At 60.4% G+C, this 12742-nt stretch carries 12 protein-coding genes and 4 pseudogenes; 9 read left to right on the top strand and 7 right to left on the bottom strand.

The window, feature by feature from the left end:
- Positions 1-159: 159 nt before the first annotated feature.
- The gene (queD, locus tag F0169_RS09210; protein ID WP_058414152.1) at positions 160-516 is read right to left on the bottom strand and encodes a 6-carboxytetrahydropterin synthase QueD; all 357 of its coding nucleotides are present in this window, start codon (positions 514-516) and stop codon (positions 160-162) included.
- Positions 517-592: 76 nt separating this feature from the next.
- Positions 593-1672, bottom strand: coding sequence for a patatin-like phospholipase family protein (locus tag F0169_RS09205; RefSeq protein ID WP_152746314.1), 1080 nt, complete (start codon positions 1670-1672; stop codon positions 593-595).
- 160 nt (positions 1673-1832) lie between these two features.
- On the opposite strand from F0169_RS09205, the gene F0169_RS09200 reads away from it, so the two are divergent.
- The 4 genes and pseudogenes from F0169_RS09200 to F0169_RS09185 all read left to right on the top strand — a co-directional run bounded on the left by F0169_RS09200 (position 1833) and on the right by F0169_RS09185 (position 4434).
- A complete protein-coding gene (locus tag F0169_RS09200; RefSeq protein WP_058414988.1) occupies positions 1833-2135 on the top strand; it encodes a PepSY domain-containing protein in 303 nt (100 codons plus the stop codon).
- Positions 2135-2450, top strand: a pseudogene (locus F0169_RS09195) (PepSY domain-containing protein). Before F0169_RS09200 ends, F0169_RS09195 begins: the two are co-directional and overlap by 1 nt.
- Complete coding sequence (locus F0169_RS09190; protein WP_058414983.1) at positions 2450-3118, top strand: response regulator transcription factor; 669 nt, start codon at positions 2450-2452, stop codon at positions 3116-3118. The pseudogene F0169_RS09195 and the gene F0169_RS09190 overlap by 1 nt, the downstream one beginning before the upstream one ends.
- The gene (locus tag F0169_RS09185; RefSeq protein ID WP_058414982.1) at positions 3115-4434 is read left to right on the top strand and encodes a sensor histidine kinase; all 1320 of its coding nucleotides are present in this window, start codon (positions 3115-3117) and stop codon (positions 4432-4434) included. Before F0169_RS09190 ends, F0169_RS09185 begins: the two co-directional genes overlap by 4 nt.
- Before the next feature lie 176 nt (positions 4435-4610).
- On the opposite strand, the pseudogene F0169_RS28360 reads toward F0169_RS09185, so the two are convergent.
- Positions 4611-4700 (bottom strand): annotated as a pseudogene (locus tag F0169_RS28360) (hypothetical protein); the annotation flags it as partial.
- 223 nt (positions 4701-4923) lie between these two features.
- Between F0169_RS28360 and F0169_RS09175 the strand changes: the two are divergent.
- The 3 genes and pseudogenes from F0169_RS09175 to F0169_RS28350 all read left to right on the top strand — a co-directional run bounded on the left by F0169_RS09175 (position 4924) and on the right by F0169_RS28350 (position 8008).
- Positions 4924-6242 (top strand): annotated as a pseudogene (locus F0169_RS09175) (Na+/H+ antiporter family protein).
- Between the two features lie 86 nt (positions 6243-6328).
- Positions 6329-7150: pseudogene (locus tag F0169_RS28355) on the top strand (cache domain-containing protein); the annotation flags it as partial.
- A gap of 36 nt (positions 7151-7186) precedes the next feature.
- A complete protein-coding gene (locus F0169_RS28350) occupies positions 7187-8008 on the top strand; it encodes a methyl-accepting chemotaxis protein (RefSeq protein ID WP_425274286.1) in 822 nt (273 codons plus the stop codon).
- Between the two features lie 17 nt (positions 8009-8025).
- Here the strand turns inward: F0169_RS28350 and trhP are convergent, their stop codons facing one another.
- On the bottom strand, positions 8026-9348 hold the full coding sequence (trhP, locus tag F0169_RS09165) for a prephenate-dependent tRNA uridine(34) hydroxylase TrhP (protein WP_152746311.1): 1323 nt from the start codon (positions 9346-9348) through the stop codon (positions 8026-8028).
- Between the two features lie 160 nt (positions 9349-9508).
- On the opposite strand from trhP, the gene F0169_RS09160 reads away from it, so the two are divergent.
- Positions 9509-10576, top strand: a complete 1068-nt coding sequence (locus F0169_RS09160) for an AI-2E family transporter (protein WP_058414977.1) — start codon at positions 9509-9511, stop codon at positions 10574-10576.
- A 42-nt stretch (positions 10577-10618) separates the two neighbouring features.
- Here the strand turns inward: F0169_RS09160 and F0169_RS27810 are convergent, their stop codons facing one another.
- The 3 genes from F0169_RS27810 to F0169_RS09145 form a co-directional block, all read right to left on the bottom strand.
- Positions 10619-10798, bottom strand: a complete 180-nt coding sequence (locus F0169_RS27810; RefSeq protein ID WP_058414976.1) for a hypothetical protein — start codon at positions 10796-10798, stop codon at positions 10619-10621.
- Positions 10799-10889: 91 nt separating this feature from the next.
- Positions 10890-11084: a hypothetical protein gene (locus tag F0169_RS09150; RefSeq protein ID WP_058414975.1), complete on the bottom strand. Its 195-nt coding sequence runs from the start codon at positions 11082-11084 to the stop codon at positions 10890-10892.
- A gap of 232 nt (positions 11085-11316) precedes the next feature.
- A complete protein-coding gene (locus tag F0169_RS09145) occupies positions 11317-11673 on the bottom strand; it encodes a hypothetical protein (RefSeq protein WP_152746310.1) in 357 nt (118 codons plus the stop codon).
- Between the two features lie 156 nt (positions 11674-11829).
- Between F0169_RS09145 and F0169_RS09140 the strand changes: the two genes are divergently transcribed.
- Positions 11830-12648, top strand: a complete 819-nt coding sequence (locus F0169_RS09140) for a shikimate 5-dehydrogenase (protein WP_058414973.1) — start codon at positions 11830-11832, stop codon at positions 12646-12648.
- Positions 12649-12742 lie beyond the last annotated feature (94 nt).

Genomic DNA, 12742 nt, shown 5'->3' with positions numbered 1-12742 from the left:
GCTTGCTCGCGATTGCGGTGAGTCAGATAAGTATTTTTCAACTGACACATCAGAATCGCGAGCAAGCCCGCTCCCACATTTTTGACCGCGTTCGGTTTGGCAGAGTGGGTCGGCTTTCAGGGCGCCGGTTTAGCCCCGTTGTTATTGGAGCGAGGTGGGCTATTCGCCGCGATAGATGCAGCCGCTGGTGCAGGTCTCATGGATGCGAATCGCGCTGAGTTCCGGCAGCAGCGGTTTCAGCTCATTCCAGATCCACTTGGCCAGCACTTCGCTGGTCGGGTTTTCCAGGCCAGGAATGTCATTCAGGTAGTTGTGGTCGAGGCGTTCATAGAGCGGCTTGAAAATCGCCTTGATCTCCGAGAAGTCGCGAATCCAGCCGGTATGCGGGTCCACGTCGCCGCTCAGGTGAATCGCCACCTTGAACGAATGCCCGTGCAGGCGCCCGCACTTATGGCCTTCCGGCACGTGGGGCAGGCGGTGGGCGGATTCGAAGGTAAACTCTTTGAAGATTTCCACAGTGTTTTCAGCTCGGTCAGGTGTCTGGCAGTCGGCAAGTTTAACAGCTTGATCCGTCACCGCGCATACCGCTGGGTTAAAGCGCTTGCAAGCGCTCGCCCAAACCGCCGTTATCGGCCAGTTGCAGGAACTCATCGCCCAGCCGCTGGCTCTCGCTCATCGCGGTTTGCCAGTACTTGTTGCGGCTCACATCGTCGCCCAGGAAGCGCTTGAAGTCGCTGCGGTCCGGCAATTTGCCATGCGGCAGGCGTGCGAGGTAGTCCCTCGACGGTGCGAGCAATAACACATCCTGCAAGCCCTGTGGATGGCTGCGGCGCCACGGCAAACCCTTGTCGAACCAGCCGGGGATAACCCGGTCAGTGAAGTGCGGGTACAGCACAATGTCGTCGCCGTGGTAGGGCAGGTCGAGGTGATAGTCAAGCAGGCCGCCGTCGCGGTAGGTGCCTTGGCCGGCGCCGGGCAGGTCGCGCACACCTTGCATCACCAACGGGATCGAGCCGGACGCCAACAGCGCCTGGCGCAGGTTACCGAGCTCCAGGTTCAGAAAGCGCGACGGGAAATCCGTCAGCGGATGCACCGGCGGCGCTTGGCGTGGGTCGTGGATGATCAGCCGTTCAAAGTGCCGTGACAGGCGTGCGCGGCCGCGCAGGTTATCGGCGATCACTGACGACAAGCCCAAGCCGAGGCGCCCGCGATGGTCATCGGCGAGCAGGCCGTGGCTTTTGACCACCATGATGTTCAGGCGATAGTCGGGGTTGTCCAACACCCGCGCATCGCGACCGGCCAACAGGTCATCGAGCATGCGCTGACAACTGCGGCTGACCTCAGCCATGCTCACGCCCTTGGCGAAACGCTGTTCGTTGTACAGGCGGCCGAGGTCGAGCAGGCCTTGCACCGGGTCGGGCAAGCAGGCACTGGCGAACCGCCAGGAGCCGATGGAAGCGCCGATCAGCGCGCGTTCGCGTGGCGCGCGCGGCAGCCAGTCGCCGAACAGCGCGAGGTCCAGACCCTGGATGCCCAGCGCCTTGGGGCCACCTGCCGCACCGGGCAGGGTACCGACATCCGCAGGCGCCAGGCCTTGTTCGCGAATACGTGCAAAGGCGCGTTTGCCGGCCTTGAGGGTCAGGGCGGGAAACTTGATGTGAATGGCTGTCATACCGGTCTCATTTGAAGCGAGCGGGGCATTATAGGAAAACTCGCACACGCATAGGTAAAGATGGCTGTATGAAATTGCCATGGTGGCAATTCAGTTTCAGTTAAGTTGCAGCGAGTACGGTGGCCTGCGTAGGAAAAACATCCTGAAACGGAGACTTACCATGAAGCGCCTCACAGCGCTGGTCGCCGCCTGTATCATCGCGTCCACGGCGGCACTGGCCCAAGCAGTGGACCCCGACACACCACTGAAATTGCCTGGCACTGTTACAATTGTCGCCTTCGATCAGCTGGAAGCTACAGCCCTGGCGCTGCATCCAGGTTCAACCCTGCTCGACACCGACTTGGACGAGGCCTATGGCAAGTACGTCTATCAAGTCGAACTCGAAGACGCGCATGGCATCGAGTGGGACGTCGAATTGGACGCGCTGTCCGGGCACGTTCTCAAGAATCATCAGGATACGTAATGAAGGTATTTCGACGCGCCGGCGGTTTGATGGTGCTGGCGCTCCTGGCTTTTTGCTCAAGCCTGGCCGCCCGCGACCTTAACCAGGATGAAGCCTTGGCGCTACGCCAGCAGGGGCTGATCCTGCCGCTGGAGGAATTGTTGCAGCAAGCCATGGCGCGGCATCCTGGCTCGCGGTTGCTGGAAGCCGAGCTTGAAAAAAAAACACGGCCACTACGCTTATGAAGTAGAGCTGGTGACCCCTGCAGGCGTGGTGCGCGAGATCAAACTGGATGCAACCACCGGTGCGTTGCTCAAAGATAAGGAAGATGACTGATGCGCCTGCTCCTGGTGGAAGACAACGTTCCGCTGGCCGATGAAGTGCTGGCTGGCCTGCAGCGTCAAGGCTATGCCGTCGACTGGCTGGCCGATGGGCGTGATGCCGTGTATCAGGGCCGCAGCGAACCCTATGACCTGATCATCCTTGACCTTGGCCTGCCCGGTTTGCCCGGGCTTGAGGTGCTGGCGCAATGGCGCGCCGCGGGCCTGGCTACGCCGGTGCTGGTACTCACGGCGCGCGACTCGTGGGCCGAACGTATCGAAGGGCTCAAGGCCGGTGCGGATGATTACCTGAGCAAACCGTTCCACCCCGAAGAGCTGCACCTGCGCATCCAGGCCCTGTTGCGCCGCTCCCACGGCCACGCCAACCAGCCCACCCTGCAAGCCGCCGGCCTGCACCTGGATGAAGGGCGCCAGTGCGTGCTGCGCGATGGCGACGAGATTCAGTTGACCGCCGCCGAATTCCGCCTGCTGCGCTATTTCATGTTGCACCCGGAACAAATCCTTTCGAAAAGCCACTTGGCCGAGCATCTGTATGACGGCGAGACCGAGCGCGACTCCAATGTGCTGGAAGTTCACGTCAACCACCTGCGCCGCAAGTTGGGCCGCAGTGTGATTGAAACCCGGCGCGGCCAGGGTTACCGGTTTGGCGCCAGCCCTGCATGAGGTCCATTCAGCGGCGCTTGAGCCTCGGTTTGATCAGCGTGATGGTGATCGTCGGCGTGGTGTTGGCGCAAACCAGTCTGTGGTTGTTCGAGGCCGGTTTGCAGCGCTACCTGGAAGCTGGGTTGCGCAACGACAGCGAGAACCTGCTGGTGGCGCTGGTGCGCGGGCCGAACGGCGTGCAGCTGGACGAACATCGTTTGTCGCCGGCCTACCAGCGGCCGTTTTCGGGGCACTATTTTCGTATCGACTTTAGCGACACGCATTGGCGCTCCCGTTCGTTATGGGACCAGGAACTGCCGCGCTTGCCCGAGGCTGGGCTAAAGGGCAACTTGCAGTTGGGGCCGGAAGGCCAGCAACTGCTGGTCCTTCGTTCGGACTACAAGCGCTTCGGCCAATTGATTTCCATCAGCGTGGCTCAGGACTACACGCCGGTGCGGGAAAGCTTTCGCCTGATGCGCCAGATTGGTCTGGTGCTGGGCCTTGCGGCGTTGCTGCTGGTGCTGATTTTGCAGCGGGTCACCGTGCGCCGCGCCTTGCGCCCACTCGAAACCGCGCGCGAGCAGATCGCCCAACTGCAACAGGGCCAGCGCTCGCAACTCGACACCCAAGTGCCGCTGGAGCTGGAACCGCTGGTGGCGCAGATCAACCATCTGTTGGCCCACACCGAAGACAGCCTCAAGCGTTCGCGCAACGCGTTGGGCAACTTGGGCCACGCCTTGAAAACGCCATTGGCCGTGCTGTTGAGCGTGGCCTCCAACGAACAGTTGAAGGCCCATCCGGAATTGGCCAGGTTGTTGCGTGAACAGCTTGATCACGTGCAGCAGCGGTTGAATCGCGAACTCAACCGTGCGCGCCTTGCGGGTGAAACGCTGCCGGGTGCGTTGTTTGACTGTGAAAAAGAACTGCCGGGCTTGTTGGCCACGCTGAGCATGATCCACGGTGAACACCTGGACTTGAGTTACCACGTCACGCCTGGGTTGCAATTGCCTTGGGATCGCGAGGACCTGCTGGAGTTGCTGGGTAATCTGCTGGACAACGCCTGCAAATGGGCGGACGCCGAGATACGCTTGAGCATTCGTGACACGGCGCACAGCTACGTGTTGGTGGTCGAAGATGATGGGCCGGGGATTCCGCAAATCCAGCGCGACCAAGTGTTCAGCCGTGGCACGCGTTTGGATGAACAGATTGACGGCCATGGCTTGGGGCTCGGGATCGTGCGCGACATCGTCGAGGTGTGGGGCGGGGTGTTGCAGTTGCAGGAGAGTGAGCTGGGTGGCTTGAAGGTGTTGGTCGAACTGCCCAAACGGCAGGCCTGAGTGGCCTTTTCTGTGGGAGCGGGCTTGCTCGCGATGGCATCAACTCGGTGTACCTGATGGCCCGAGGTGTCTGCATCGCGAGCAAGCCCGCTCCCACAGTTGACCGCATGCCAGCTTGAGGGGCTGGTAGCTGTGCCGCTTACACGCGAAATTGCCCCTGCTGTTGATTGTTACTGCAGGTTGGTCTGCTCGGCAATCGCGCGAATCACTTCCAGCACCGAACCGATCTTCTCGCTATTGGCCGCCAAGCCTTCGATTTGGGCCATGCTGGTGCTCATGTCCGCCACCCATTGCTGACGAATAGCCAGCGCCTGCACTTCACATTGCCTGGCACGCTGTGGCGCCAGAGTTTTTGACATGCGCGCGCGCCTGCTGCAAAGTGCGCGCCCTCTAATAAGACCTCTTAAAGCCTGCACGCTGGCAGCCACCCGAATGGCTGCTCGGGCGCGGGCATGCCTGTTTTTTTGTTTCTGTCTTGAGGTAACCATGATTAACGCATTCATCGCCGCGGTTGGCACCATGCTGGTGCTCAGCCTGTCCCGCGTGCATGTGGTCATCGCCATTATCGTTGGCGCCCTGGTCGGTGGTTTGACCGGTGGCCTGGGCATCGAGGCCACGCTCAAGGCCTTCAACGGCGGTTTGGGTGGCGGCGCCACTGTGGCGTTGTCCTACGCCTTGCTCGGCGCTTTCGCGGTGGCAATTGCCAAATCCGGGCTGGCCCACGCGCTGGCCGACAAGGCATTGATGTTGGTGGATCGCCAAGAGGCCACCGGCGGCAATCACGTCAAATGGCTGTTGATCGGCCTGTTGTGGGCGGTGGCCATTGCCTCGCAAAACATCCTGCCGATCCACATCGCGTTTATCCCGTTGCTGGTGCCGCCGCTGCTGTACGTGTTGACCAAGTTGCAATTGGACCGTCGCCTGATTGCCTGCGTCATGACCTTCGGGCTGATCACGCCTTACATGTTCCTGCCGGTGGGCTTTGGCAATATCTTCCTGAATCAGATCCTGCTGGCCAACGTGGCCAAGAGCGGCGTCGACATCAGCCAGGTCAACGTCACCCACGCCATGGGCTTGCCTGCATTGGGCATGGTGGTTGGCCTGCTGGTGGCGGTGTTTATCAGCTACCGCAAGAAGCGCGTGTATGACCTGGAGAAAATCGAGCGCGTCGAGCAGGTGGCGGTGCAGTACAACCCACTGACATTGCTGGTGGCCGGCTTGGCGATTGCGGCGGCGTTCATTATTCAGTTGTGGCTGGACTCGATGATCATGGCGCGTTGGCCGGGTTCCTGATTTTCTCGGTGTCGGGCATCGTGCGCTGGCGCGAAACCGACGACCTGTTCACCGAAGGCATGAAGATGATGGCGATGATCGGCTTCATCATGATCGCCTCGTCGGGCTTTGCCGAAGTGCTCAAGGCGACCGGCGACGTGCGCTCGCTGGTGGAAACCTCGGCGGCGTTTATCGGCCACAGTCGTGGCGTGGGTGCGCTGCTGATGTTGCTGGTGGGGCTGTTGGTGACGATGGGCATCGGTTCGTCGTTTTCCACAGTGCCGATTCTGGCCGCGATTTTCGTGCCGCTGTGTGTGCAACTGGGCTTCAGCCCGCTGGCCATCGTGTGCATCGTCGGTACGGCGGGTGCGCTCGGCGACGCCGGCTCGCCTGCCTCGGATTCTACGCTCGGGCCGACCTCCGGCCTGAATATCGACGGCCAGCACCACCATATCTGGGACACCGTGGTGCCGACGTTCCTGCACTACAACATCCCGTTGCTGGCGTTTGGCTGGATTGCGGCGATGACGCTTTAGCGGGGGGGCTTGCCACAGGGTGCCCTACAGCTATTTCTAACTTGGCCGTTAACCTCTCAAGTCGCCACTAATAAGAGAGAAAAGCCATGCGTCTGAGTTTAAAGGGCAAAGTTTTGGCCCTCGCCGTCGTTCCGGTGTTGCTGTTTGCCATGGTCATCAGCCTGACCACGGTGTGGATTCTGCAAGGGCAAGCGCGCAACGAGGTGGATGAAACCCGCCAGCGTCTGCTCGATGACGCCAAGGCCACCCTGCAAAGTTACGTTGAGGTGGCGATGACCACCATCAAACCGCTGTACGACGCGGCTGCCCCCGGCGATACCGCGGCGCGGGCCGAGGTGGTCAAGCTGCTGTCGAATACACGCTACGGCAAGGACGGCTACTTCTTCGGCTACGACTCCGAAACCATCCGCCTGTTCAAGGGCAACAGCCCGGACGGCGTGGGCAAGAGCTTCAAGGACAACCGCGACCCCAACGGCGTCTACGTCAACCGCGACCTGGTCAAGGTCGGCAAGGACGGCAGCCATTACCTGCAATACAGCTCAACCCAGCCGGGGCAAACCGAACTGGTGCTCAAGCTGGGTTACACCGATTACCTGCCGAAGTGGGACATGGTGATAGGGACCTCGGTGAACCTGGATGGCATCGAAGCGCAGGTGGCGGTGGTCGAGGCCAAGGTCGAGAAGCGTATGGAAGGCGTACTGCTGAGCATCCTCGGCCTGGCGGTGGTGGTGCTGCTGGTGATCGCCGCGGTCGGCATGGTGGTGGCCAATACCATTCTGCGGCCGTTGAACCTGATGAAAGCCAACCTCGACGACATTGCTGCCGGCGAGGGCGACCTGACTCGCCGCCTGGCAATCACCAGCCACGATGAGCTGGGTGATCTGGCTGGCGCGTTCAACCGTTTTGTCGACAAGATCCACGGCTTGGTGCGCCAGATCACCGAGATGACCACGCAACTCACGGGGCTGGTCAGCCAGGTGTCCGACCAGGCCCAACGTTCCGAACAGGCGATGGAGCGTCAGCGCCACGAAACCGACCAGGTGGCTACCGCGATCAACCAGATGTCCTCCGCCGCACACGAAGTGGCGCGCAGTGCGCAGGGCGCCGCCGTCGCCGCGCAACAGACCGATGCAGAAGGCCAGGCCGCCAAGCGTGTGGTCGACGGCAGCATCGCGCAGATCCATGCGCTGGTGAACGATATTCGTAGCAGCGGCGTGTCCCTCGACAGCTTGCAGCAGGATGTGTCGTCGATTGTCAGCGTGCTCGGGGTGATTCGCTCGATTGCCGAACAGACCAACCTGCTGGCACTCAACGCCGCCATCGAAGCCGCGCGGGCCGGTGAGGCCGGGCGTGGTTTTGCGGTGGTCGCCGACGAAGTGCGCGCCCTGGCCAGCCGCACCCAAACCAGCACCCAGGAAATTCAGGGCATGATCGACCGCCTGCAAAAAGGCACCGAGGCCGCTGTGGATGCAATGCGCCGCTCCAGCGATGCCGGTGATGGCACGTCGGCCCAGGCCAACCAGGCCGGGACGTCACTCGATACCATGGCCCAGTTGATCGGCACCATCAATTCGATGAACGCGCAGATCGCCAGCGCCGCCGAGGAGCAAACCGCCGTGGCCGAAGAGATCAACCGCAGCGTGCACCAAATTGCCGTGGCGGTGGACAGTGTGGCCGATGAAACCCGGTTGGGCGCGCAAACCTCGCGCAGCCTGGCCGACCTTGGCCAGCGGTTGGGGCAATTGGTCGGGCAGTTCAAGATCTGACACCGCAGCGGCCGTTGCTACGAGACAGCACGCATCAGCAGGCCGAAGCGTAAATCCATCTGCGCAGGGATCGGCACATACACCGTGTGCCCATCGCCCGGCGCCACGTCGATGGCCTCGCCCTTGGCGTTATGCATCATTGCCAAGGCGAAGTGAACGTTGCCGGCGGGCGTCATCAACTCCAGGTGGTTACCCACCGCAAAGCGGTTCTTCACCTTGACCTCGGCCAACTCGCCGCAGCGCTCGCCGGTCAGTTCGCCGACGAATTGCTGGCGTTCCGACACTGAGCTGCCGTGTTGGTAATTCTGGTATTCGTCGTGCACATGGCGGCGCAGGAAACCTTCGGTGTAACCCCGTTGGGCGAGCGATTCCAAATCGGTCATCAAATGGCGGTCAAAGGCGCGACCGGCCACTGCATCATCAATTGCCTGACGATACACCTGAGTGGTGCGCGCGCAGTAGAAGTGCGATTTGGTACGGCCTTCGATCTTCAACGAATGTACGCCCATCCGGGTCAAGCGTTCCACATGTTGCACGGCACGCAGGTCCTTGGCATTCATGATGTAGGTGCCGTGTTCGTCTTCAAACGCCGGCATCAGCTCATCCGGTCGATTGGCTTCTTGCAGCAGGAATACTTGATCAGTCGGCGCACCGATGCCCAGTGTCGGCTCCGGCGGATACGGCTGGACGATGTCGCCGGTGGCGTTTTCCACGGCCGCAGTGGCCTGGTACTTCCAGCGGCACGCGTTGGTGCAACTGCCTTGGTTGGCATCGCGCTTGTTGAGGTAGCCCGAGAGCAGGCAGCGCCCGGAATACGCCATGCACAAGGCACCGTGCACAAACACTTCGAGCGCCATGGTCGGGACCTGCCGGCGGATCTCGTCGATCTCTTCCAGTGACAGCTCGCGTGACAAAATCACTCGGCAAATGCCTTGCTGCTGCCAGAACTCCACGCTCGCCCAATTCACCGTATTGGCCTGCACCGACAAATGAATCGGTATCTGCGCGAAGTGGCGGCGCACCAGCATGATCAGCCCGGGGTCGGACATGATCAGTGCATCCGGGCCCATCGCTATCACGGGCGCCAGGTCGTTGAGAAAGGTCTTCAGCTTGGCGTTGTGCGGCGCGATGTTCACCACCACGTAGAAGCGTTTGCCCAGCGCATGGGCCTCCTGAATGCCGAGCGCCAGGTGGGCGTGGTCGAACTCGTTGTTGCGCACGCGCAGGCTGTAACGCGGCTGGCCGGCGTATACCGCATCGGCGCCGTAAGCGAAGGCGTAGCGCATGTTTTTCAGGGTGCCGGCGGGGGCGAGCAGTTCGGGGGCAAGAATAGGCGGCATGGTCGGCACCGGGTTCAAAAAGTGCCGCAGGTTAGTGCAGGTATGAACCGTCGTTATTGATCTGCGTCTACGCTTGCAACAAAGATGGCACTCGCAGGGCTTGCAGCGGACTAAGCAGCAGGGCGCATATACGCACCCGGCTTTTTGACATGGACCGGACATGAATCAAACCAACCTGCAATTCAAAACCCTGCTGTTACTGCTGGTGCTGGTGACCATCGCTTTTATCTGGATATTGCTGCCGTTTTATGGCGCGGTGTTCTGGGCGGTCATCCTCGGCATTATCTTTGCCCCGATGCAACGGCGCCTGCAAATGCGTTTCGGCTGGAACCGTAACCTGACGTCTCTGACCACGTTGACGGTGTGCCTGGTCATCGCGATTCTGCCGGTGATCATTACCAGCGTGTTGCTGGTGCAAGAGGGCGCGACGCTGTACAAAAATATAGAAAGCGGCCAGTTGGATGTGGCGGGCTATATCGAGCAGTTCAAAAACTTCCTGCCGCCTTACTTCCAACACCTGCTGGACCGCTTCGGCATGGGCAACCTCGAAGGCCTGCGCGAAAATATCGTCAAAAGCGCGATGCAGGGCAGCCAGTTTTTCGCGACCCAGGCGTTCAGCTTCGGCCAGGGCACGTTTGATTTTCTGGTGAGCTTTTTCATCATGCTCTACCTGCTGTTTTTCCTGCTGCGCGATGGCCCGGAGCTGGTCCGCAAAGTGCGCACGGCGGTGCCGTTGGCCGAGCCGCAAAAGCGTCGGTTGCAGCTCAAGTTCAACCGTGTGGTGCGCGCAACGGTCAAGGGCAACGTGCTGGTGGCCGTGACCCAAGGTGCGCTGGGCGGTTTGATCTTCTGGTTTCTGGATATTCCCAGCGCGTTGCTCTGGGCGGTGCTGATGGCGTTTCTGTCGCTGTTGCCAGCGGTGGGCGCGGGCATTGTGTGGGGCCCGGTGGCCGCTTACTTCCTGTTAAGCGGCTCGATCTGGCAAGGCGTGGTGCTGGGCTTGTTCGGCGTCTTTGTGATCGGGCTGGTCGACAACGTGCTGCGCCCGATTTTGGTGGGCAAGGACACCAAAATGCCCGACTACCTGATCCTGATCTCGACCCTCGGCGGCCTGTCGGTGTTTGGCCTGAACGGGTTTGTGATCGGGCCGCTGGTGGCGGCACTGTTTATATCCAGTTGGGCGCTGTTCGTCGAAAGCAAGCCACGGGTCAAACTGCCGTTGCCTTAGCAGGGGGGGAGCAGCAAGTTGCGAGCTTCAAGCTGCAAGCGATCAGGCTTGTAGCTTATAACTTGTAGCTTGCAGCTGCTTCTGTGCCGCGTTTAACGAGGTGAGCGGGCCGCTGATGGGCTCGCCATCGCGTACCACGTACCAACAGGCCAGCAACCCATGCTCCCGAAGAGAAGCGGGGACGGCGCTGCCGATAACGGACATGATCTGAACAGTGGGCATAAGGACCTCCAATTGCTATTGGGGTCACCATACGGGCCTGATGCCCGGAGGAAAAATCAACGGGCTCGATAGTCGACATCAACGCCAGACGTCAGTCGACTACCTGGTCGAGCATGCTCACCACTTCCTGTTCGCTGATCAGGCCTTTGAGCACCAGGTTTTCTGCCAACAGCGCCAGGAACTTCGCGCTGCGGTGGCCTTCAAGGTGCTTGAGTTCGGTCAGCGCACTATAAACCTTGCTGGAAGTACACAGGCCAGCGGTGCGGTGTGGGTTTTGCGTGGGCATCGGTCGATTGTCCTTGTTGTTATTGGGTGGACAGGGTCAATAGTGAGACTGTTTCGTTACGTCAACATGACAGCCCGAAGCGCGTTTGGGCAAGTAGACATTGGCCATAATGATGTACGAATACGCCTCGACCATTGTCCTCACAGCGACGTTGGCAGTAGCAACCTGGACGTGCGGGCAAAAAAAGGCCCCGCGTGTGGGCGAGGCCTGTTCCTGTCATGTCAACTTAGTGTTACCAGCCACGGCCGTAGTAGCCGTGGGGAGGGCCGTAGTAGGCACGCGGTGGGCCGTAATAGACCGGCGCCGGGCGGTAATAAACCTGTTGTTGCACATACACCGGTGGTGGCGGTGCGTAATAAACCGGTGGAGGCGCGGCGTACACCGGCTGCGGCTGCACGTACACTGGTTGTTGCTGCACGTAGACCGGCTGGGACTGGCTGGCAACCATGGAACCGACTACGGCTGCGCCAACCAAAGCACCCAATACGGCCGGGCCACCCCAACCACCACCGTGAGCTGAGGCTTGGCCTGCCATAGCGAGTGCGCCGATAAGCAAGGCGATTTTGGGGATTTTACGAATCATGGTCATTCCTCGGTTAGCCCCTGCGCTTGTGGTCTGCAATCAATAGACTCAAGGATTGTCGCGGGGATACTTTTAAGACAACGTATTTCTGAAAAACAGCACAGCCGATAGGTAAAGGTTGTGTAAGGTCTGTACCGATTTGCTTACTTAAAGGAGTTTGCCATGCAGATGCACCCCAACAAGGACACCCAGCTGTGTATGTCATTGTCGGCACGCCCCGGAAACTTTGGCTTGCGGTTTCACAACCATCTGTACGAACAGCTGGGTTTGAACTTCTACTATAAGGCTTTCAGCAGTCAGGATTTGCCCGGCGCGATCGGTGGTATACGGGCGCTGGGCGTTCGTGGTTGTGGCGTGTCGATGCCGTTCAAGGAAGCCAGCCTCGCGCTGGTCGATGAGCTGGACAGCTCGGTCAAGGCGATCGCGTCCCTCAACACTATCGTCAACACTGACGGCCACCTCAAGGCCTATAACACGGACTACATCGCCGTCGAACAACTGCTGAAAAAGCATGCTGTACCCAAGGCTTCGACCTTTGCCCTGCACGGCAGCGGCGGTATGGCCAAGGCGGTGGGCAGCGCCTTGCGCGATGGTGGTTATGCGAATGGCGTGATTGTGGCGCGCAATGAGCTGGCCGGTCGCGCGCTGGCGCAAAATTTGGGCTACGAGTGGCAGGCAGAGTTGGGGCCGTTGCGCCCGCAGATGTTGGTCAATGTGACGCCGATTGGCATGACCGGCGGGGCGCAGGCGCAGCAGTTAGCCTTTGCGGCTGAGGCTGTTGATGCGGCTGACACGGTGTTTGATGTGGTGGCGATTCCGGCTGAAACGCCGTTGATTATGCTTGGGCGGGCCAAAGGTAAGCGGGTGATTACCGGGTTGGAGGTGATTGCGATCCAGGCGTTGGAGCAGTTTGTGCTGTATACCGGCGTGCGGCCGACGCAGGCGCAATTTGAGGCGGCGGTGGCGTTTGCGAGGGTTTAAAACGGTGGCTGGCTTATAAGCTCAAGAGCGCTTTTGTGGGAGCGGGCTTGCTCGCGATTGCGCTTTGTCAGTTGAAAAATACTTATCTGACGCA

The sequence above is a fragment of the Pseudomonas kitaguniensis genome, from assembly GCF_009296165.1.
Taxonomy (GTDB): Bacteria; Pseudomonadota; Gammaproteobacteria; order Pseudomonadales; family Pseudomonadaceae; genus Aquipseudomonas; species Aquipseudomonas kitaguniensis.
Note: the sequence above shows the minus strand (reverse complement) of the source record. Positions and strands in the feature narration are given on the sequence as shown.

Coding starts and splice junctions, on each gene's coding strand:
- F0169_RS09205 (WP_152746314.1), bottom strand. CDS start 1,672: ATGACAGCCATTCACATCAAGTTTCCCGCCCTGACCCTCAAGGCCGGC.
- F0169_RS09200 (WP_058414988.1), top strand. CDS start 1,833: ATGAAGCGCCTCACAGCGCTGGTCGCCGCCTGTATCATCGCGTCCACG.
- F0169_RS09190 (WP_058414983.1), top strand. CDS start 2,450: ATGCGCCTGCTCCTGGTGGAAGACAACGTTCCGCTGGCCGATGAAGTG.
- F0169_RS09185 (WP_058414982.1), top strand. CDS start 3,115: ATGAGGTCCATTCAGCGGCGCTTGAGCCTCGGTTTGATCAGCGTGATG.
- F0169_RS28350 (WP_425274286.1), top strand. CDS start 7,187: ATGACCACGCAACTCACGGGGCTGGTCAGCCAGGTGTCCGACCAGGCC.
- trhP (WP_152746311.1), bottom strand. CDS start 9,348: ATGCCGCCTATTCTTGCCCCCGAACTGCTCGCCCCCGCCGGCACCCTG.
- F0169_RS09160 (WP_058414977.1), top strand. CDS start 9,509: ATGAATCAAACCAACCTGCAATTCAAAACCCTGCTGTTACTGCTGGTG.
- F0169_RS27810 (WP_058414976.1), bottom strand. CDS start 10,798: ATGCCCACTGTTCAGATCATGTCCGTTATCGGCAGCGCCGTCCCCGCT.
- F0169_RS09150 (WP_058414975.1), bottom strand. CDS start 11,084: ATGCCCACGCAAAACCCACACCGCACCGCTGGCCTGTGTACTTCCAGC.
- F0169_RS09145 (WP_152746310.1), bottom strand. CDS start 11,673: ATGACCATGATTCGTAAAATCCCCAAAATCGCCTTGCTTATCGGCGCA.
- F0169_RS09140 (WP_058414973.1), top strand. CDS start 11,830: ATGCAGATGCACCCCAACAAGGACACCCAGCTGTGTATGTCATTGTCG.